At 42.7% G+C, this 19,619-nt stretch carries 18 protein-coding genes; 6 read left to right on the top strand and 12 right to left on the bottom strand.

Going from position 1 to position 19,619, the window contains the following annotated elements:
* Positions 1-348: 348 nt before the first annotated feature.
* From VF500_RS00430 to VF500_RS00415, 4 genes are all read right to left on the bottom strand, one after another.
* Positions 349-1,032, bottom strand: coding sequence for a carboxypeptidase-like regulatory domain-containing protein (locus VF500_RS00430; protein WP_330857787.1), 684 nt, complete (start codon positions 1,030-1,032; stop codon positions 349-351).
* A 210-nt stretch (positions 1,033-1,242) separates the two neighbouring features.
* Positions 1,243-2,229: a LiaI-LiaF-like domain-containing protein gene (locus VF500_RS00425; RefSeq protein WP_330857786.1), complete on the bottom strand. Its 987-nt coding sequence runs from the start codon at positions 2,227-2,229 to the stop codon at positions 1,243-1,245.
* A 4-nt stretch (positions 2,230-2,233) separates the two neighbouring features.
* Positions 2,234-2,833 (bottom strand): PspC domain-containing protein, encoded by a 600-nt coding sequence (locus tag VF500_RS00420; RefSeq protein WP_330857785.1) that lies wholly within the window; start codon positions 2,831-2,833, stop codon positions 2,234-2,236.
* A gap of 33 nt (positions 2,834-2,866) precedes the next feature.
* Complete coding sequence (locus VF500_RS00415; protein ID WP_330857784.1) at positions 2,867-3,571, bottom strand: SDR family oxidoreductase; 705 nt, start codon at positions 3,569-3,571, stop codon at positions 2,867-2,869.
* Between the two features lie 167 nt (positions 3,572-3,738).
* On the opposite strand from VF500_RS00415, the gene VF500_RS00410 reads away from it, so the two are divergent.
* From VF500_RS00410 to VF500_RS00390, 5 genes are all read left to right on the top strand, one after another.
* Entirely contained in the window at positions 3,739-4,470 is a 732-nt protein-coding gene (locus VF500_RS00410; RefSeq protein WP_243485392.1) for an MlaE family ABC transporter permease, read from the top strand.
* Positions 4,467-5,219 carry an ABC transporter ATP-binding protein gene (locus tag VF500_RS00405; RefSeq protein WP_330857783.1) on the top strand — a complete coding sequence of 251 codons (753 nt, stop codon included), beginning with the start codon at positions 4,467-4,469 and terminating at the stop codon, positions 5,217-5,219. Before VF500_RS00410 ends, VF500_RS00405 begins: the two co-directional genes overlap by 4 nt.
* Before the next feature lie 116 nt (positions 5,220-5,335).
* Positions 5,336-6,226, top strand: a complete 891-nt coding sequence (locus tag VF500_RS00400) for a class I SAM-dependent methyltransferase (protein WP_330857782.1) — start codon at positions 5,336-5,338, stop codon at positions 6,224-6,226.
* Positions 6,227-6,345: 119 nt separating this feature from the next.
* Positions 6,346-7,419 carry a hypothetical protein gene (locus tag VF500_RS00395; protein ID WP_330857781.1) on the top strand — a complete coding sequence of 358 codons (1,074 nt, stop codon included), beginning with the start codon at positions 6,346-6,348 and terminating at the stop codon, positions 7,417-7,419.
* A 224-nt stretch (positions 7,420-7,643) separates the two neighbouring features.
* Positions 7,644-8,618 carry a Gfo/Idh/MocA family oxidoreductase gene (locus tag VF500_RS00390; protein ID WP_330857780.1) on the top strand — a complete coding sequence of 325 codons (975 nt, stop codon included), beginning with the start codon at positions 7,644-7,646 and terminating at the stop codon, positions 8,616-8,618.
* A 160-nt stretch (positions 8,619-8,778) separates the two neighbouring features.
* On the opposite strand, the gene VF500_RS00385 is transcribed toward VF500_RS00390, so the two are convergent.
* The 6 genes from VF500_RS00385 to VF500_RS00360 form a co-directional block, all read right to left on the bottom strand.
* Positions 8,779-9,624 (bottom strand): metallophosphoesterase family protein, encoded by an 846-nt coding sequence (locus VF500_RS00385; RefSeq protein WP_330857779.1) that lies wholly within the window; start codon positions 9,622-9,624, stop codon positions 8,779-8,781.
* Between the two features lie 170 nt (positions 9,625-9,794).
* A complete protein-coding gene (locus VF500_RS00380; protein ID WP_330857778.1) occupies positions 9,795-10,616 on the bottom strand; it encodes a glycerophosphodiester phosphodiesterase family protein in 822 nt (273 codons plus the stop codon).
* A gap of 6 nt (positions 10,617-10,622) precedes the next feature.
* On the bottom strand, positions 10,623-11,720 hold the full coding sequence (locus VF500_RS00375) for an alkaline phosphatase family protein (RefSeq protein WP_330857777.1): 1,098 nt from the start codon (positions 11,718-11,720) through the stop codon (positions 10,623-10,625).
* Positions 11,721-11,796: 76 nt separating this feature from the next.
* Positions 11,797-13,407: a SusD/RagB family nutrient-binding outer membrane lipoprotein gene (locus VF500_RS00370; RefSeq protein WP_330857776.1), complete on the bottom strand. Its 1,611-nt coding sequence runs from the start codon at positions 13,405-13,407 to the stop codon at positions 11,797-11,799.
* A 17-nt stretch (positions 13,408-13,424) separates the two neighbouring features.
* On the bottom strand, positions 13,425-16,721 hold the full coding sequence (locus VF500_RS00365; RefSeq protein ID WP_330857775.1) for a SusC/RagA family TonB-linked outer membrane protein: 3,297 nt from the start codon (positions 16,719-16,721) through the stop codon (positions 13,425-13,427).
* A 178-nt stretch (positions 16,722-16,899) separates the two neighbouring features.
* On the bottom strand, positions 16,900-17,484 hold the full coding sequence (locus tag VF500_RS00360; RefSeq protein WP_330857774.1) for a phosphonate degradation HD-domain oxygenase: 585 nt from the start codon (positions 17,482-17,484) through the stop codon (positions 16,900-16,902).
* Between the two features lie 299 nt (positions 17,485-17,783).
* Between VF500_RS00360 and VF500_RS00355 the strand changes: the two genes are divergently transcribed.
* Positions 17,784-18,362, top strand: coding sequence for an XRE family transcriptional regulator (locus VF500_RS00355; RefSeq protein ID WP_330857773.1), 579 nt, complete (start codon positions 17,784-17,786; stop codon positions 18,360-18,362).
* 117 nt (positions 18,363-18,479) lie between these two features.
* On the opposite strand, the gene VF500_RS00350 is transcribed toward VF500_RS00355, so the two are convergent.
* Entirely contained in the window at positions 18,480-19,235 is a 756-nt protein-coding gene (locus tag VF500_RS00350) for an AraC family transcriptional regulator (protein ID WP_330857772.1), read from the bottom strand.
* A 102-nt stretch (positions 19,236-19,337) separates the two neighbouring features.
* Positions 19,338-19,619: aldo/keto reductase (locus VF500_RS00345; protein ID WP_330857771.1), on the bottom strand; the 282-nt coding region annotated here is incomplete at its 5' end.

Below are 19,619 nucleotides of genomic sequence, written 5' to 3'. Positions count from 1 at the left end.
ATGTGCTGGATGTGCAGTACTTTGATATCGATAACCTTCCCCCGCTATCAGAAGACCGCATTCTGAAAAGCCAGATTGAACTGCTTTATCAAAAGATCGTCAGCAATGATATCAGCGTTAGGGCGGATTGATCGTACTGATCAAACCAATCATAACATGATTAAAAATGGGTGTCATGCTGAGCCAGTCGAAGCATGGTGGGCGGGCCTCTGCGCGCGACCCTTCGACAGGCTCAGGGTGACAGGCCCTCTTTGCTATTTTCACCTTCAGAGTCGAACGGATTTAAACACCAATCCAAACTGTAATTAAACAATTGCTACTGCACCTGCTACTGCCACTAATCAAAAACTACTCCTTCAAATCAGGCAAAGTACGTTTATCAGCAGGTAAGGCCTGGTATTTTTTGTACGAGTCATTGATATAAACCGCCAGTGATGGGCCATTGTTATTTTTGATAAACGCATATGAAGGCCTGTAAAGGGTCATGAAGTTTTCAAGTTCCTGGCCGCGCAGCGGGATGATGCTTTGCACGTAGTTCATGGTAAACACCTCGTCAACATGGCGTTCTTCTTCCTCATGTTTAAAATATTTTTTTAGGCGGCGGGCATCTTTTGCCTCCTTGCTAAACCACGAGGTTGGCGAAAGCGGATAAACCTTGCTCTTGGTATATACTTCCGGATATTCTTTATGAGCGTCAAAGGCTTCACGTTTGGCGCTGATGTTAACCTGCCTCAGGGCTATCGTCTGAGTGACCAGTTCTATTTTTTTATTAGTAAAATCGGTAACATATAAAGTATCCGATACATAACCAGGAGCGCTAAAAATGAGCGTATGACCTGTTTCTGTACGAATGCTGAAATTGCCCTTATTATCGGTAATGGTCATTTGCCTGTTCTGATTGTCGTGCACAAAAACGTCAGATACTTTAGTACTTTTTCCCAACTCAAACACGGTACCTTTTACCACGGTTTGAGCGTTTGCGGTACAGGCTAAAAATAGTAATGCAGATAATAAAAGGTATCGGTATTTCATAGTAGATTATTTGTGCTGTAAATTAAACTTATTTTTTGTACCAAAGGTTTTCAATTTAACACTTTTTAACCCCTCCGCCGCCTTAAATGACAAAATCCTGAATCAGCAGTAAAATATGGGGCAAAAAAAACGCTCCATCAAATTGATGGAGCGGATGGCAATTCATTATTGTTGTATTATGTCCCGGTATCGTTTTACTCAGGATTTAGGTTAATATCGGTTAACTTTAAAATCAGAGATGCCGCCACTCATATGGATCAGGATCCTGTTTTTTGCGGCATCGAAGCCGTCGGTTTCGTAGTCGTTATCACTCTTTTTACTGAATCCATCAAACTCGTTTGATGAAAGGCCGGTATTGGATGTGATACGGCAGGCAGCGCCTTTCGGTACGCTTATGATAACCTCAGATGCACCGGTTGAAACCTCTACATTTGTGGTTCCAAATGGGGCTCCAAGCTTCACATTAAACGAAGCTGCTCCACCCTTTAAAGATAGGGTTTTTATTTTGAATTTCGAAAGATCAAAATTTAAATCTGTTGCACCCGTAGTTACGTCAATATCCCATATAGGATTTGTGTTTAATTTGATGTCGGCTTTGTTGTTTTTCCGGTCGTTTGAGTCGAAATGGAAGCCTTTATTATTCTTCAAATTAAGGTTAAGCACGTACACCGAATCGTCTTTGCTGTGGTTAAAAGTGTACTTACCATAAAGCTCCTGTGTTTGGGCATTGAACAGATCGGCGGTGCTATCACCTAAATTATATATGGTACCGCCGCCGCTGATGTTAAGACGGGCATGTTTAATATCAGCAGTATATTCCTGTTTAAAGGTTTTATCGCCGCCTATTTTAACTACACCCTGATCAGTATTGGTCGTATCACTGTCATCATCATCGTTGTCATTATTATAATCATCGCTGTGAAAAGTCCATGCGTTTGGCCAAAAGTGGTAGCGTTTGCCAAAGTTACCAAATACCAGCAGTGCAAAACAGCCCACTACTACCGCAAGCTTCAGGATTGTAGCCAGCGGCGACCGGTTGCCCGCAAACACCAGGCTTATCCCCCCCATAATTAAAAATATAGGCCAAAGGTACAGGAGGTTCATCCAGTCGAAATTTATTACGTGGAAGTTATCCAGCAGGAATACAACTCCCAACAACACCAGGATCGCGCCCGGAACAAGTTTATCGCTTTTCATAATTTTATATAGTTGGAGGTGTATCTTTAGTTTCTGTCTCGTCTTTAGCAGGTTCTGCTTCGGGGGTATCGGTTACCTCGTTAGCGTGCCAGCTTTGTTTTTCCCAGGGTTGTTTCTTCACTCCTGAAACTATGAGTGCTATACCCGCACCCACCAGCATTACTGGCCAAAGGTTTTCAAAATCCCAATCCGGCATCAGGTCAAGCTCGTTAAGCAGGAATACTGATCCCAAAAGGATCATGGCCACCCCAAATATCAACCCAATTGTTGAAGCCTGTTTTTTTGGAGGATGTACAAATGGAGGAGCGTTAAAAGGCTGGCCGCCAAATTTAGGGTCATAAAATGGGCCTGCTTGCGATGCATCCGCAAACGGATTATCCTGTGGCGGTACCCTGTAATCAACGCCCGGGTTAAAGTTGAAGCCTTTTTTTGGCAGCACGATCCACAATACTATATATATAGGTAAGCTAAAGCCTTTTAAAATAAGGGTCACTAAAAATATCGCCCTGATCACTGCCACATCCGTGCCGAAATGCTCTGCAAGGCCCGCGCAAACACCGCCTATTACCTTGTGGTGCTCGTCGCGATGAAGTTTCTTTTCCATAATTTATGTTCGTTTATGTTTAAAGTTGATTTATCATAATTGGCCCGGCGCAGGTTTGATGATGATTTCGTCGACATTGGCGCCGGTGCTCATCCTGTAAATATTGATGATTGCCGATGCTATGTCTTCGGGCAGCACCATGGTGTTTTTGTCAACAACTGCATCTTTCCACGAATCCGTTAACGTCGATCCGGGTATTACGGCGGTAACCTTTACACCATGCTCCTGCATCTCGAGCCTCATTACCTTTGTTAGACCTAACAGCGCGTACTTTGTTACACTATAACTACCGGCTTGTGGTATAGGATTTAATGACGCTACCGAACATATATTAAAGAAGTGGCCCTTATGCGCATTTGCCATGGTTTTACCAAAATAACGGTACAGCTCATAGGCCGGCATCAGGTTAGTGTTCACCTGGATCTGAAAAGTATCTTCAGTATCGTCCAAGATACTTGAAGGTATAAATGTGCCCAAGTTATTTACTACAACATCAATAAAACCAAGTTCAGTTTCGGCTGCTCCGGCAAATTTCAGCAGCTCGGCTTTCTTACTGCCATCGGCCTTCATGGCAAAAACTTTCACCCCCGGATCAATTTCCTCAAGCTCTTCTTTAAAATTTAATAATTCTTGCTCATTCCGCGAACAAATTGCCACGTTTAATCCTTCATTAGCAAAAGCAATAGCAATTGAGCGGCCCATGCCTTTAGTTGAACCGGTGATGAGTACGTTTTTCATATTGTTTAAATTAATTTTTATAGTGAGTGAAGCTTTATGGCCGCAATTTACGTAAGCATAATAATTGAAGCGCTTACAAAATTGAATTTAAATGACTTGTTTTAACACCTGACCATTTAACCTTAAAGGTAAAAAAGCGTATTTTTAACCGATTTTTATAAGAACAAATGTTTGAAAGTTTAGGAAGATACATACTCTTACTGCGTTTAAGTTTCAGAAAGCCCGAAAAGTTCAGTGTATACTGGGCCGAAGTAATGCGCGAAATGGTATCGGTAGGCATCGGATCATTGGGTATTATCTCAATCATATCTGTATTTATTGGAGCTGCAACAACTATCCAGGTAGCTTTCCAGCTATCAAGTCCGCTGGTACCACTCAGTATAGCAGGCAAAATAGCGCGCGACTCCACCATCCTTGAATTTAGTCCAACCATATCTGCGCTTGTATTGGCCGGGCGCGTTGGTTCAAGCATCGCATCGCAAATTGGTACAATGCGGGTTACCGAGCAAATTGACGCCCTCGAAATTATGGGTGTTAACGCGCCGGGGTACTTGATATCGCCCAAGATCATTGCAGGCATGAGTATGGTGCCACTGCTGGTTATCGCGTCAATAACCTTAGGCATTACAGGCGGTTACATAGCCTGCGTTGCCTCTGGCGACATCACACCTGCCGATTATATTGTTGGGGTACGTGATGGCTTTGATGGTTTAACAGTAAGGGTAGCGCTTGTTAAAGCTATTGTTTTTGGTTTTATCATTGCTTCTATCTGTGCTTACCAGGGTTTTTACACATCGGGTGGTGCGCTTGAGGTAGGTCAATCTGCTACCAAGGGTGTGGTTTTCAGTTGCGTAATGATCTTATTTGCCGACCTTGTTATCACCCGTTTAATGCTATGATCGAAATTAAAGACATTCATAAATCCTTTGGCGAAAATAATGTTCTTAAAGGGATCAGCTCAATTTTTCACGAAGGAAAGAACAACCTGATCATAGGCGGATCGGGCTCGGGTAAAACAACATTGTTAAAATGTATAGTGGGTTTACATGAGCCAACTAAAGGCCAGGTTTTTTTCGACAATGAAAATTTTACCGAGATGGATTTTGAACAGCGCGTACCTATCCGTACAAGTATTGGTATGCTTTTTCAAAATTCGGCCCTGTTTGATTCCATGACCGTTGAAGAAAACATCATGTTCCCGCTAAACCTGTTCACTAACAGATCAAAGGCAGAAAAGCTTGAACGGGCCAACTTTTGTTTGGAACGGGTTAACCTTGCAGGCAAAAACAAACTTTACCCCGCCGAATTATCCGGAGGTATGAAAAAACGCGTTGGCATTGCCCGCGCTATATCCATGCAGCCAAAATATCTTTTTGTGGATGAACCAAACTCTGGTCTCGACCCTAAAACCTCGATATTAATTGATGAACTAATAGCCGAGCTCACCCAGGAGTATAGCATAACCACAGTTGTGGTAACCCACGATATGAACTCGGTAATGGGTATTGGCGATCATATTCTTTTTTTACACCAGGGGCAAAAATGGTGGGAAGGCAGCAACAAGGAAATTGCCCATACCGATAATAAAGAACTTAACGACTTTGTATTTGCCAGCAAGTTTATGCAGGCAGCGAAGGAAAAATTATAGTTGGCAGTTTTGAGTTGGCAGTAAGCGGTTATAGCACTATTGGGATAATGACTATATTTGCAACCTATTTAGACTGAGGCATGCAAAAGCTACAGCATACTGTAAACTGAACAAGAATGATCCAACTACTTACCCCAACGCACTGGAAAGATTACGAGCTGATTGATTGCGGCGATTTTGAAAAGCTGGAACGCTTTGGGAACACCATACTCATCCGCCCCGAACCACAGGCCGTTTGGAACAAAACCATGCCTGCTTCTGAGTGGCAGCGCTTACACCATATTAAATTTAAAGGCCGTTCGGCAACCACAGGCGAATGGGTTAAAAAAGATCCTAAAACACCTGATCGCTGGCATATTGAATACAAAAACAAGGAAGCCGCCATTAAATTCAGGTTGGGTTTAACTTCATTTAAACATGTTGGCATTTTCCCGGAGCAGGCCGTGAACTGGGATTACATCAGCCAAAACGTAAAACGCTTTAAAACACCCGACCCAAAAGTACTTAACCTGTTTGCATACACTGGTGGTGCTTCACTGATTGCAAAGGCAGCCGGTGCCGATACCACTCACGTTGATTCGATAAAACAAGTAGTAACCTGGGGCAACGAAAACCAGGAACTCTCAGGTTTGAAAGATATTCGCTGGGTAGTTGAAGATGCCCTGAAATTCGTAAAGCGCGAACTGAGACGCGGCAAAAAATACAACGGGATCATCCTTGATCCTCCCGCCTATGGCAATGGCCCTAATGGCGAAAAATGGAAACTGGAGGATAACATCACCGAAATGATGCGTGATGTAACCCAGCTGCTCGACCCTGAAGAGCACTTCCTGATCCTCAACACTTACTCGCTTGGCTTCTCATCGGTAATAGTTGAAAACCTGATCAAAAGTTCGTTCCCGCAGGTGCAAAACCTCGAAATAGGCGAACTTTATCTGCAGGCCACAGCCGGACCAAAACTACCTTTAGGGGTTTTTGGAAAGTTTCATAAAATTAAAAGTAATTAACTTCCAATATCTATCTTTGGCGGCGACCGAACCAACACAATTGCTGCTTATAAGTGGCTGGAAATTAAATTAATTAAACACACCTTACATACACCTGCATTATATTGAACATAAAAACAATGAAATTAAAAACGCTTGTACTATCCGCTACATTTGTGGCATCGGCAGCTGTGCTTTTTAACAGCTGCTCTCAAAATGGCAGCAGTGCCAAAACCGACGGTAAAAAAACCGCCGCTGCAGTTAAAGGTGATTCGGCCCAGGCTGAAACAGCAGATACCTTAAGCGTTAAAAAATCCACCTACCCTCCTATCGATAAAAAACTGTACGATTCATTGATGAAGTTCAATGCGCATGGTGATACTACCGGCAGGTGGCCTGTTAAAAATACTCCTTATCCAATAGGCGGTGCTATTTTGCCATTTAAGCGTGTGGTTGCATTTTACGGTAACCTTTACTCAAAAAGAATGGGCATTTTGGGCGAATTGCCGCCAAACGAAATGTTGGCCAAACTGAAAGGCGAAGTAAAACATTGGGAAAAGGCTGATCCTAAAACACCGGTACAGCCAGCACTGCACTACATAGCAGTTGTGGCCCAGGGCGATGGTGGTAAAGACGGTAAATTCCGTTACCGTATGCCGTTTAAACAAATTGACAGCGTATTGGTATTAGCCAAAAAAGCACATGCTATTGTGTTTTTAGATGTTCAGGTAGCTTTAAGCAACATCCGTGCAGAATTGCCATTGCTTGAAAAATACCTGGAATTGCCACAGGTACATTTTGGTATGGATCCTGAGTTTTCTATGAAAGACGGGACCCATCCAGGTAAAAAGATTGGTACTTATGATGCTGATGATATCAACTATGTATCAGACTACCTTACTAAAATTGTTAAGAAAAATGGCTTGCCACCAAAGATCCTTATTGTTCACCGTTTCACCAAGAAAATGGTAACCAATTACAAGAACATCAAATTACATCCAGAAATTCAATTAGTAATGGATATGGACGGCTGGGGCGAACCTGATTTGAAAACCGGCACTTACCGCTATTTCATCAACCAGGAGCCGGTGCAGTTTACAGGCTTTAAATTGTTCTACAAAAACGATATCAAAAAAGCACCTCACCACATGTTAACACCAGAGGAGGTTTTATCAAGATACAAACCATACCCGATTTACATCCAGTATCAATAGTTTTAAGTCGGAAGTCTTAAGTTGAAAGTCCTGAGTAGGTAATAAAATTATTTACTCGGGACTTTTTGCATTTAAAGCTATATTTTCGAGGCCTAACAAAAAAGGCGTCATTGCGAGGTACGAAGCAATCGCGAACTATACAGGGCGGCTCTGCCTGTCGGGGATCGCTTCGTACCTCGCAATGACGACAGTAAACAGACTCCTATACTTCAGACTTAGAAACTATGATAAAATGGGGCATTATTGGTTGCGGACGAATCGCGCACAGGTTTATGCAGGGCTTTGCTGCCCTGCCGGATATTGAACTTGTAGCTTCCTATTCGCGCCGGCCCGAAACTGTTGATACTTTTGTTGAGCAATACGGAGGTAAGGCCTGCCGTAGTGTTGAAGAATTACTGACCAGCGATATCGATGCGGTTTATATCGCTACACTGCCTGATACTCACGCCGTTTATAGCATCGCCGCTCTTAAAGCAGGCAAACATGTGCTTTGCGAAAAGCCGGTAACTGTAAACGTTGCCGAACTGGATGAAGTACTTGCTGTTGTAAAACAAACAGGCTTGCTTTTTATGGAAGGTATGAAGCCGCCTTTCTTCCCATTATATCCTAAGCTTAAAGAATACCTGATCAATGACCCGATTGGCCCGATAGGTTATGTAAGGGCAGGCTCTGCCGTGGCCGATTGTCCGCCCGATCATCCGAATTACAACCTCGACCTTGTGGGTGGCAGCCTGATGGGCATTGCTATTTATGAAGCTTTTTTAGCACTCGACTGGCTCGGCCCTATGCAGGATATCCAAACTATGGCCCGGTTTGGAGAAACCGGAATTGATATGTTTGCCATTTTCCAAACGCTGCACCAAAACGGCTATGCGCAACTATATTGCGGCTTTGATATGCATGGCAAAGGTGATGCATTAATCGCAGGTACATTGGGCCACATCACCATTCACAAAAACTGGTGGAACCCAGCAAAGGCAACTATAAGTTATCTTGACGGTCGTACGGTAGAACTGGATGAACCGTTTACCGACGGCGGACTAAACTATGAGATCACCCATTTCTGCGAGCTCATCAAACAAGGCAAAACCGAAAGCCCGGTGCTGCCACATGAGTTATCACGGCAAATGATAGCTATGATAGATCAGGCCCGCTCGCAAATAGGATTGAAATATCCGATGGAAAATTATAAATTGTAGTAAACAAAAAATGTCATTGCGAGTGTAGCGCGGCAATCGCACGGAAGTACTACCGCTTTGCATAGCTACGTGATTGCCACGTCGCCCTCATGCACCTGCCCATGCCGCTCCTCGCAATGACATGGTTTCTAATCCATGAGGATAAATTCCGAAATCAAAATTAAAACTTCGCCGAATTAAGCACCGGGTTTTTACTGGCGTTAACCTGATAAGTGTAGATAGCATTTTGCTCATCAACTTCAACAATGCGGTAGCCTTTGTAATCGGTACCCCAGTCGCCGCCTATGTGCGAATCAAAAAAATGAGGAAGTTTATCAGTATAACGCACACCATCTAACAGGTGATCATGACCGTGAAAAACAGCTTTCACGTTAGGATAAGCGTGCAGCAATTCAATGGTTTCGGGGCAATCAACAAATACGTCGTTCTTCACCCATTTGGTAGGCGGGATATGGAGTACCACGAAAACGATCTTCTTATCAGCAAATTTATCTAACGATGCCTTGAGAAAAGCATTATTGGGACAGGTATAAATACCCTTGGTATCGGCAGTATGAGCCAATACAAAAGCTATATCACCAAACTCTACCGTATATTTATCTTCATAACCAAAAGCATTCTTCCATATCGTTGCATCGGCAAAGTCATGATTACCGGGGATAGTATGGTAAGGAACGTTTAATTTATCAAGGTATTTAGTTTTGATTTCCGGGAGCAGATCCGGGCGGTTATGTACCAGGTCGCCATTTACGATCACAAAATCCAGATGATTTTTACTATGATCCTCGTTAAGCCATTTGACCATGTTCCCGGTATGCAGCGTAAAATCAGTTTCCGGCTGGCCATAGTGGATATCTGACGCCAAAGCGAATCTTAATTTGAGTTTAGCATTGGTACTGCGGCTATACCGGTTGTTTTCGGCAGCAAAACTGTTAACAGCAGGTAAAAGACTTAAAGCGGCTACACCTGTTAAGGCGGTGCCGAAAAATTCGCGGCGCGAGGTCATAGGTTCTTATTTTATTGGCAAAGGTAGTTTTGAGGTGTTAAATAAAGGTTAAGAAAATAGCATAAATGTCATTGCGAGCGCAGCGTGGCAATCGCATGCTATACAGGGCGGATCTGCTTCCGTGCGGTTGCCGCGCTGCGCTCGCAATGACATAGTTTTATATTTATCGTTTACCTCAGCCCCTTCTCCTTCAGAAATTTCACTATGGCCGCCGGGTGATCGGTCTGCAAACCTTTCAAACCTACCGCAAGCGCTTTGTTCCAATCCGCAGGGCCTTCTCCGGCACTTTGAATGTCAGGCCAAACCGGAATGTGATATTCACCGGCTAATGAAACCATGTCGCTGGTGTATTGATTGTATGAACCGTCAAGAATATCGGGATGATATTGATCAAGAAAAGCTTTCATGCTGACTGTATTTTTAACGCTATCGGGCAAGCTCAGCATCAATGGCATTTCAGGAGCAACTTTACGCCAGCCTGTAAATTGGGCAGCACTGTTAATGTAAACCAGCACCTGTTTTTCCATACCATATTCCCTGATCATCTGATAAGCCTGTTCAGGATCGGCAGCTTTAAAGTCAAGGTAGATCCCTATCCGGTTTTTACATACTTTCAGGATCTGCTTAAAGGTCGGGATCCGGAATACCTCTTTGCTTGCAGTATCCTTACTTTTCAGCTTTAGCTGCAACAATTCAGCAAGCGTAAAATCTTTCAGCTGGCCTTTGCCATCGGTCATTCGATTAATGCTACCGTCATGCATGCTTACCAATTCGCCATCCTTAGTCGTACGTAAGTCGATCTCTACATAGTCGGCCTCATTTTTTATTGCTTCCTTGTATCCTTCAAGTGTATTTTCAGGGTAAATAACATGATCGCCGCGATGGGCAGCAACAATAAATTTATGTTTTGAAACCGGGGCAGGGTTAGGCTGCCACCCATCCTGGGGCAGCAGCCATAGTAAACCCAAAATAGTTACTAATTGAAATCGCATCTTGTTTTATTTTTTTCCTGTAACACTACCTATGGCATCACCAGCCTCATGACCGGCAGCCGCCTTGAAATCAAAGCCTAATAAATTGGCAATAGTTTGTGCCAGTTGTTTATGATAAGTTGTTTCGGCCAGTTTCATTTCGCCGGAAGCCGGGGTATCCGGACCAATAACCGCAAACCAGGTTTGTTCTGAATGTACAATGTCCGATCCGTGATCATGCCATTTTTTCATCGGCTCGTCCCCCCTGCCGTGATCGCAGGTAATGACCAGGGTAGTTTTGTTTTTATATGCCGGCTCTGATTGGATGTAATCCCAAAGCTGTTTTATAAAGCCATCTTCCTGTTTAACACGATCAAGGTAAAACTTATAATTGCCTGCATGGGCCATATCATCCGGTTCATCAAATGAAACATACAGTGCACGCGGTTTGTACTGCATCATATAGTTTTTAGCAAATTCAAACGTCAGAAAATCGATCCGGGTTGAATCGCTGATATAACGAGGCGCTTCCAGCTGAAGCTCATTCAGGTGTTTCAGACGGTCGTTCATACCCGGAACTTCTAAAGGCATAAAACCGGCGTTCACTAAAATACCGGCACGTTTCGGGCTCAGGATCTGTGAAAAACGTTCCCACGATGCAAATGCGGCTACTTTATTTTCAAACCCCTTTTGCTTGTTCAAAAACTCAAGCACGTTCATATTAGGATTGTAAATACCCTCATTAGTATTCATCCGCTTATCGGGGAACCCGGTAAATATTTCATTGTATCCAGGATATGAGAAATGGTATGGATTGGCAACCTCATCCTTACTACCTAAATCGCGATTGCCGTACAGCTGTCCTTTTTCAACCACTGTACTCCAAAAGAAAGGCATCAGCAATTTACGACGATCAGCACTTACATCTGTCCAAAAGTTCTTGCGTACCTCATCCTTATCATGGGTATCATTTGAATTGATGATGGCCGAATCGGCACCGCGGAAAACTTCCTGCCAGCGCAGTCCGTCGATAGTAACGATAACTACATTTTGTGTTTTGTGCGTTTGCGCATGCAAGGCTGGTATCCACAATGCGAATAATGCAAATAAGATAACTTTTTTCATAGTTGTTGTATTTAATGATAAAGGCCCCAGATTAGCGGGGCCTTTATGCAGATTAATTAAAACGTATAATTAGCTGTTATTTAAGCAACCACATAGTAGCGTTAATGTCATCGCTGCCACCAAACTGGCTTGTTAATGCTGCTTTATAATTTGTAGCGTTAACTGTACGCTCAGATTGAGGATATTCAAAACGCTTAGGGATACGGCTACTATTACCTGTACCCGGACCAGTAGTAAAGGTTGGAACACCGGTACGGCGATAGTTGAAGTAAGCCTCTAAACCTGAATGGCGGAACATTGCAAGATATTTTTGCTGCAATATTTGGGTAAGACCAGTTGCACCGGTAGCGTATTTTACGGTTGGTTGTGCATAATATGTTGTCCAGTTTACAGTAACCGGGAACACGTCATAACTTGACTGATCAGCAGGCCCTTTTGTAGCACCTGGCCTGTAAAAGTAAGCTGAGAATATGCTTGCTCCGGCAACTGTTGGGATACCGTAATATTGGTACGATGCCTGGATACCGTTAACATAATAAGTTTCGGCATTACCTGAAGCCCAACCGCGGTTAATACCTTCGGCAATGTTAAACATCAGCTCAGGATACCCGATCTGGATGCTTGGTTCGCCGATATAGGTTGAGTAGAAATGTTTACGGTTGATGAATGAATAACGCTGTAAAGTTGCGTTGTTGTACATCACACCAAGGTCAAGGCCCGGATCGGCACCAACAAATGAATCAAAACTCGTTGGGCTTTGTTTAAGAGTGTCAACCAGGTAACGTGAAGGCTCAGCAGTTACAAAAACCCTTGGGTCTTTTAATTTAGTAAGCAAACCAACATAAGTTGCTGATGAATTTTGCCTTGAACCGTTTTGACCGAAGTTATCAGGGTTTTGAGGATAGTAGTTGCTTGGCGCTACAAATTTATATTGCAGATTATCATCAGAACTGGTCATGATAGGGTATTTAGCCGGGTTACCAACTATGGCAGCAAATTGCCCTTTTACATCAATATCGGCAGTTTTATTACTTAATTCAAGCAACAACCTGATATGGAAGCTATTTACCGTTTTTTGCCATTTTGCAAGATCGTTACCAAAATAAATATCATTTGATAAAGCGGCACCGGCACCTGTACCACCAGCACTCGCATTAGCGATAAGCGCCGTCATGTCGGTATTGGCAGCCTCAAGCCATGCCAAACACTGTATCATCACATCTTTCTGTGCATCATATTTTGGGGTAAGGTTATCCAAACCTTTTAATGCATCAGTCATTGGGATATCACCTTCTTCCAGGCTCATTTTGCTAAAGAAGTAGGCCCTGAAAAATTTACCCAAAGCTTCGTAAGGATTTACAGCAGCACCACCGGTTGCCGCGGCGCGCTGTTCCATTGCCACTACGTTTTTTAACGTATTGTAGTAATTATCACCGCCATCGGCAAAACCATCATAACGGTTGTTACCATAGTAGTCATAGTTATAAATGTAGTACTGGCCGTAGATCTCATTTTCTGATTGCGGCAGATCGGCCATTTTGTTAAGGACACCATTGAATAATAATGACGCAGGTACTACACTTGGCACATTATTATTTTTAGTAAGGTCCTCAAAACTTTTCTTACATCCGGTTACTGTTAGCAGAGCAAACGCCGGCAGTATTAAAATTCTAAATATCTTTTTCATAATCATCGTATGTTTTATTAGAATGATACATTTAAGTTAAAACCATAGCTACGTACTGTAGGCGACTGCAATACAGTTGAAGAAGTAGCGTAGTTATACTGATCTAAATCCACATCCTTGAAGCGTTTGTCTCCGTAGAAGTATAAAAGGTTACGGCCATAAACTGATACCGATGCCTTTTTGATGAATGATTTATCAAGCCATGCTTTAGGGAAATCATAACCAACGGTTACTTCACGAAGTTTTGAGAAGGTTTTGCTCATGAGGTTTGACTCATCAACATTGTAATATTTACTCACATAATCCTGAACCAATGCAGTTTGCTTATTAGGAGCATATTGCAGAGCGCTGTAGTTGATGATCTTACCGGTAGCAGGATCATAGTTGATTGCCGCATTGTTTGACACGGTTACACCTTCGCCTACGTAGCTACCGTTATAGCCTGCTTTACCAAAATTTTGCCAGTCTTTATAACGGGCATCACCCAAAGTACCTGTAGCAGTTTCAATGTTTGAACCGCCACGCATGGTTTTGTTGTGCATGTAATCGATGATCACACCACCAACCGAACCGTCAAACTGGAAACCCAGGTTAAAGTTTTTGTAATGCAGTTTGTTAGCAAAGCTCCATGAGTATTTAGCATTCTCGTTACCTAAATACTGGGCTACCGGTAAGGCCAATGGTTTTCCGGCAGCATCGTTGATGATCTGTCCCGTTGGTGTTCTGGCAAAAGCAGTACCATATAGTTTATCGGTACGGTCACCTTTCTTGAAGAAGGTTCGGTAAGAATCCTGACCCGGAGGCAGTTCTTCGTAAACGTCTTTAAATGTTGATACGTTAACCAAAACATTCCAGCCAAAGCCGCCAAGGTTTTTGATCGGGGTACCTTCCAATGAAAACTCGTAACCTGTTTTCTTGGTTTTTAAAGCGTTCAGGTACAAAGTAGTGTAACCCGTAGCTGTTGAAATAGAGTTAGCCAAAATCTGCGGACCGTCGATGTATTGGAACGTTGTTGCAGATAAACCTAAACGATTTTGCAAAAATTTGATATCGAAACCTTCCTCGTAGTTAACACGGGTTGAGGTTTTGATGTTGTTTTGGTATAAAAAGTCAGATGCAGAAGCTGCAGGCTGGCTGTTATATGGCTTGCTGGTTAGGTAGAACGGATTAAGCTGATAGCTTGGGCCGTTATATGGCGAGTTATAGGTACTGCCGTAACCAAGCGGGTTTAAGAATAATGGGTTTGAATTAGGGCTGCTGGTAGTTGTTGAACCGCCGTAAACCGAAATTGCGTTAAAAGGAGCAGGGCCAATTGTTGAGCTTGAAGCATCGGCTTTTACTGTTGAGTAAGATGCCCTTGCTTTCAAGAATGAAATAACCTCTGGCAGTTTAACATAATCAGAGATCACGGTTGCTGCCGATAAGCTTGGATAATAATAAGTAGTTACGTTTTGGAAAGCCGATGATTTATCGATACGGCCAGTGCTTGATAAGGTAGCATATTTACCAAATGTAGCATCAATTGAGTAGTAACCGCTTAGTACGCGTTCTGCTGATGAGAAGTTGGTTGACTGTATGGCATTTTTTGAGTTGCTGAAAGCATAAACTTCAGGCACGTTCAAATAATCTGTTGATGTCCAGCTTGAATTGTAGTTAAAGCTGCGCAGGTTTGAACCAACTAAACCTGATAAGTTCACGAAGTTTTTGATAGTATAGTTGTAGTTAACAAATAACTCGGTGTTGTTATCAAACAGGTTACGGCGGTCTTCGCGGTAATCGCCCTGGTTACCTTCACGACCATATGGGTGGGCCGAGAATGGCAGGTCTTCAGTACGCAGGATATTATAAGTATCAATTTGCGAACGTAAAGTAACGTTTAAGTTATCGTTGATCTTGAAGTTACCTGACAAGTAACCGTAAACATCGTTTTTGTAATGACCGCGGGTCCATTTTTCAGTTAACAGGTATGGGTTATGATAACGGGTGTACTCGGCAAATACCGATTGTACTCCTTCTTTACCCGGCTGCCAAATAGCTTTGATATCGGGTGCGTTGATATTCCAGTCGGCGCCTGTCCATACAGCGATGTTATAAATGATACTGTTAGGGCCGTATTGTACGTCTGGGAAGTTATCAGTTGATTGCCTGTTGAAATCAACGTTTGCTTCAAATTTCCAACGTTTTGTAGGGGTGAACTGAGCGTAAAAGTTAGCGTTGGCTATATCAAGATATTGAGAAGGGATATAGCTGGTTTGGTGTTGTTGTGAAACCGAAAAACGGGTTACATAAGTATCGCCAACAGAACCTAACGAAATGTTGTTGTTGGTTTGGTAACCGGTTTTCAAAAAGTTTTTCAGGTTGTCTTTACCACGTGCAACCCATGGAGTACCCTGGCGAACGCCATTAACAACCGGGCTATCATACTGAGGGATCAGCTGGCCTGCAAAGTAAGGTCCCCAAACGTCGTAATCGCTATCCACACCACCCGGTGCACCACCTTTACCATCAACGAAAGTGTAAAAAGTGTTTTCACCCGGGCCAAATGTGTTTTGTGTGCGTGGGAAAGCAAGGAAGCCGGTATTCATTACCGTACTGCTGTTTATATCAACAGTTAAACCTTTTTTGTTTTTCTCACCTTTTTTGGTGGTGATCAAAATAGCACCGTTTTGTGCACGGCTACCGTAAAGTGCCGCAGCCGATGGGCCTTTTAACACAGTGTAAGTTTCAATATCATCAGGGCTGATGTTATAGGTATCAGTATTAATAGGGAAACCATCCACTACATATAATGAAACTGCATTACCCCTGATCAATACCGAAGGGTTACCCAATAACTCGGCCGAAGGGCCTACTGATAAACCTGCAACTTTACCTGTTAAACCAGTAATAGGGTTAGGGTCACGGGCTGTAGTAACGTCAGCTCCGCTTACTGATTGAGTTGAATAACCGATACGGCGTGTTTCTTTCTTAACACCCAGCGCAGTTACAACAACCTCGTTCAGCGCCCTGCTATCACCGATCAGGCTCACGTTTATAGTTGTTTTGTTATCAACCACTACATAAACCGGGGCATAACCTACAAATGAGTAAACAAGTGTTTGACCCGCATTTGCACTAATACTGTAATGACCGTCAATATCAGTAACGGTGCCTTTGTTTTGATCTTTAATTCTTACACTTACGCCTGGCAGTGGCAAGTGTTTGTCATCGGTAACAGTACCGTTTATTTTGGTTTGTCCGAATAAAATAGATGGAGCTACGCAAAATAACAAAACCGTCATTACGATTTTTAATCTCTGGTAAATCTTGTTCATCTGCTAAAATTTAAAGGTGAAATAGTTAAGTTTTTCATACAGCAATACTAAACTTTGTTTATTATTAGTAAACCAATTTAGTATTAAGCTATGCTTAACTTGATGTTCACCCTGTGTTAAGCAGGTGATTTTTGTAACAGACAGATTATAAATTAGTCACAAAAACTTAATATGGCGTTTACTCGTTTACCACTTGCAGGTGCGCAAGGGCAATAGCTTTTAAATGATCAACGTTATTTACAGGCACGTGTATTTCCTTGGCCATGTCGTCCCAATAGCGCAACCTGATAATAAGTTCTGCATCCTGGTTCAATTCAAATTCGGCAGCCTCTTCGGCGGTCATCACGCCTCCCTGAAACTCAAGGGTAGCTTTACTGGCATCCGACAGGCGATTATAATATTCGGGATATTTATAGGTAAGATATCTTTTAGCAATTACGTGACCCTGCACCAGATTGGCAACCCTTTCAGAAAAACCACGCTCCAGCAGGTAGTCGGCCCCCAGGCGCTCATGGTCAACATTGCCCATGCCATCCATGCTGCCTGCTTCTTCAGCATCGGCACAAAGATGACCAATGTCATGAAAAAATGCGGCAAGTACTACTTCATCATCATAACCTTCGGCCTCGGCCAATGCCGCTGCCTGCGACATGTGTTCCAGTTGCGAAACAGGCTCCCCTATATAATCGGCATCGCCAAATTTTTCATATAATGAAAATACTTCATCAACTACAGCTTTCGGATTATATCGGGATGGTGACATGCTATTAAATTTTTTAGATGCAAATAAACAGTATACAGGTTAGGTAATTATTAAATATTCGTGAAATATATCAATCAGTACCAATCCTTAACATTAAGTTTTGTTATGATGAGCTTGTTCCTATTATTAAAGATAAGTACTTTCTAAACTCATATATTGTTTGTGAAACGTAACCAAATGCAACAATATCATCTAAACATCCGTTAGCTTTTAAACGATGCTGTTAAAAGGGTAACAAAAAAATCATTTTGGATAAATGACCTGATTAACTACTTTGCGCACCAAATAACCTGCTATAAATGGAAGAAGATATACTGATACAGATCAGTAACCGTATAAAAGAACGTCGCCGCGAAAGGAATATAACAGTACAGGAACTTGCCATAAGGGCCAACGTAAGCAAAGGCCTGATATCACAAATTGAAAACAGCCGCACCATCCCATCGCTCATTGTACTGATAGATATTATTAAAGCACTGGAGATAGACCTGAACGAGTTTTTTAAAGACATGCGTTCAAAAAGCGATCACCCGCCCGTTTTAGTAAAGCGCAAACACGAATACGATCATTTTGAAAAAGAACACGCCGATGGTTTTCATTACCAACGCATCTTTACACAATCAATAAGTCAGAGCACTGTTGACATTGTGATACTCGAACTTGAACCCGATGCCACCCGACCCCTTGTTGAAACCGAAGCGTTTGAGTATAAATATATACTATCGGGCCAGATAGCCTACCAGTTTAACGATGATACAATCATCCTTAACCAGGGCGATAGTATGCTCTTTGACGGGCGCATCTCCCATACTCCAAAAAACATGGGCGATACCACGGCCAGCATGCTGGTGATCTATTTTTTTGAAGAAAAGAAGTGATTGGTGAGTGGTTGATTGAGTTGATTAGGTAAGTGGTCAATTGAATGGTGGATAATGTTACTTCTGTTCCAGAGACTATAACAAAATCAATTCGTCATCAACAGAAAAAAACTCCGGTTAATGCATCCACTCGGTAGGTGCTTTGCCAAATTCTTTTTTAAACGAATGGGAAAAATGGGCCAGGCTTTCAAATCCTAAATCGAGGTAAATTTCGGATGGTTTCCGGTTTTTGTTTTCGATGAGGTGGCGCGCCTCTGCAAGCCGCCTGGCTTGCAGCCAATGCCGGGGCGAAGTATCAAAAGTTTTTTGAAAATCTCGCTTAAACCCTGCAAGGCTCCTGCCGGTAAGTTGTGCGAATTTCTCGACAGGTACATTGAAATGAAAATTGCTGAGCATAAATTTTTCCAGGTCGATTTTATGCGGCTCCGAAAAATCGAACAGAAAATCTTTAAGTTCGGGCATAGTGTGCAGCAGTAAGTGCACAGCTTCCCTTACTTTCAGCATGCCCAGTTGTTTGGTTATTTTTTCGTTGGGATGATGAACATAAGGAATTACCGATTGAAAAAAGCCCCGCAGAAATTCATTTTCGGGGATCCTGATATTCGGCTGACCGGTGTATTTCCGTCCCGGTTCTATCTGCTCTTCCAGGGCAAGCTGCCGCAGCATATCTTCTTTTAGGCAGATGATGATGGTTTGATAGTCGCCGCCATCAACCGGCATTTTGATGAGTTCGCCCAATTGATTTTTATGGATCAGCATCATTTCGCCACCTTTCATCGAGATTTTTTGATTAGCGGTTTCGATGCTGAATTGCCCCGAAACTTGCAGTACCAGGGTGCTATGCTCAAAAAAGCCTACCTTTTCTTTCCTCATTCTCGAGAAAAAAGAATAAAAGATAACGCCTGGAATTATTTCAGTTGGATTGGTCACTACGTAAATATATAAAATAGAAGGGGCTTATGCAGCCCCTTCTATTTATCGTTGCAGGTATGTACCACCTAATATTGCCCCCTGGGCAAAAGCGGTGTTGAGTGTATTCATTTCATCAGCACTAAATTCAATTTGCATAGCCTGTATGTTTTCAGGCAGGCGCGATCTGCGACTCATGCTCACCAGCGGCATGATATTATCATCCTGGGCGTTTACCCATGCAATGGCAAGCTGTGTAGGCGTGTAGCCTTTGTCGCCGGCCATCTGTTTTAATACTTCAACCCTTTCAAGATTTTTCACCAGGTTTTCTCCCTGGAAACGCGAAAA

Origin of the sequence: Mucilaginibacter sp. (genome assembly GCF_036383575.1) — a bacterium.
In the GTDB taxonomy this organism is placed as follows: Bacteria; Bacteroidota; Bacteroidia; order Sphingobacteriales; family Sphingobacteriaceae; genus Mucilaginibacter.
Note: the sequence above shows the minus strand (reverse complement) of the source record. Positions and strands in the feature narration are given on the sequence as shown.

Excerpts from the sequence above, each read along its gene's own strand:
- VF500_RS00430 (WP_330857787.1), bottom strand. The coding sequence starts at position 1,032 with ATGAAATACCGATACCTTTTATTATCTGCATTACTATTTTTAGCCTGT.
- VF500_RS00425 (WP_330857786.1), bottom strand. The coding sequence starts at position 2,229 with ATGAAAAGCGATAAACTTGTTCCGGGCGCGATCCTGGTGTTGTTGGGA.
- VF500_RS00420 (WP_330857785.1), bottom strand. The coding sequence starts at position 2,833 with ATGGAAAAGAAACTTCATCGCGACGAGCACCACAAGGTAATAGGCGGT.
- VF500_RS00415 (WP_330857784.1), bottom strand. The coding sequence starts at position 3,571 with ATGAAAAACGTACTCATCACCGGTTCAACTAAAGGCATGGGCCGCTCA.
- VF500_RS00410 (WP_243485392.1), top strand. The coding sequence starts at position 3,739 with ATGTTTGAAAGTTTAGGAAGATACATACTCTTACTGCGTTTAAGTTTC.
- VF500_RS00405 (WP_330857783.1), top strand. The coding sequence starts at position 4,467 with ATGATCGAAATTAAAGACATTCATAAATCCTTTGGCGAAAATAATGTT.
- VF500_RS00400 (WP_330857782.1), top strand. The coding sequence starts at position 5,336 with ATGATCCAACTACTTACCCCAACGCACTGGAAAGATTACGAGCTGATT.
- VF500_RS00395 (WP_330857781.1), top strand. The coding sequence starts at position 6,346 with ATGAAATTAAAAACGCTTGTACTATCCGCTACATTTGTGGCATCGGCA.
- VF500_RS00390 (WP_330857780.1), top strand. The coding sequence starts at position 7,644 with ATGATAAAATGGGGCATTATTGGTTGCGGACGAATCGCGCACAGGTTT.
- VF500_RS00385 (WP_330857779.1), bottom strand. The coding sequence starts at position 9,624 with ATGACCTCGCGCCGCGAATTTTTCGGCACCGCCTTAACAGGTGTAGCC.
- VF500_RS00380 (WP_330857778.1), bottom strand. The coding sequence starts at position 10,616 with ATGCGATTTCAATTAGTAACTATTTTGGGTTTACTATGGCTGCTGCCC.
- VF500_RS00375 (WP_330857777.1), bottom strand. The coding sequence starts at position 11,720 with ATGAAAAAAGTTATCTTATTTGCATTATTCGCATTGTGGATACCAGCC.
- VF500_RS00370 (WP_330857776.1), bottom strand. The coding sequence starts at position 13,407 with ATGAAAAAGATATTTAGAATTTTAATACTGCCGGCGTTTGCTCTGCTA.
- VF500_RS00365 (WP_330857775.1), bottom strand. The coding sequence starts at position 16,721 with ATGAACAAGATTTACCAGAGATTAAAAATCGTAATGACGGTTTTGTTA.
- VF500_RS00360 (WP_330857774.1), bottom strand. The coding sequence starts at position 17,484 with ATGTCACCATCCCGATATAATCCGAAAGCTGTAGTTGATGAAGTATTT.
- VF500_RS00355 (WP_330857773.1), top strand. The coding sequence starts at position 17,784 with ATGGAAGAAGATATACTGATACAGATCAGTAACCGTATAAAAGAACGT.
- VF500_RS00350 (WP_330857772.1), bottom strand. The coding sequence starts at position 19,235 with ATGAGGAAAGAAAAGGTAGGCTTTTTTGAGCATAGCACCCTGGTACTG.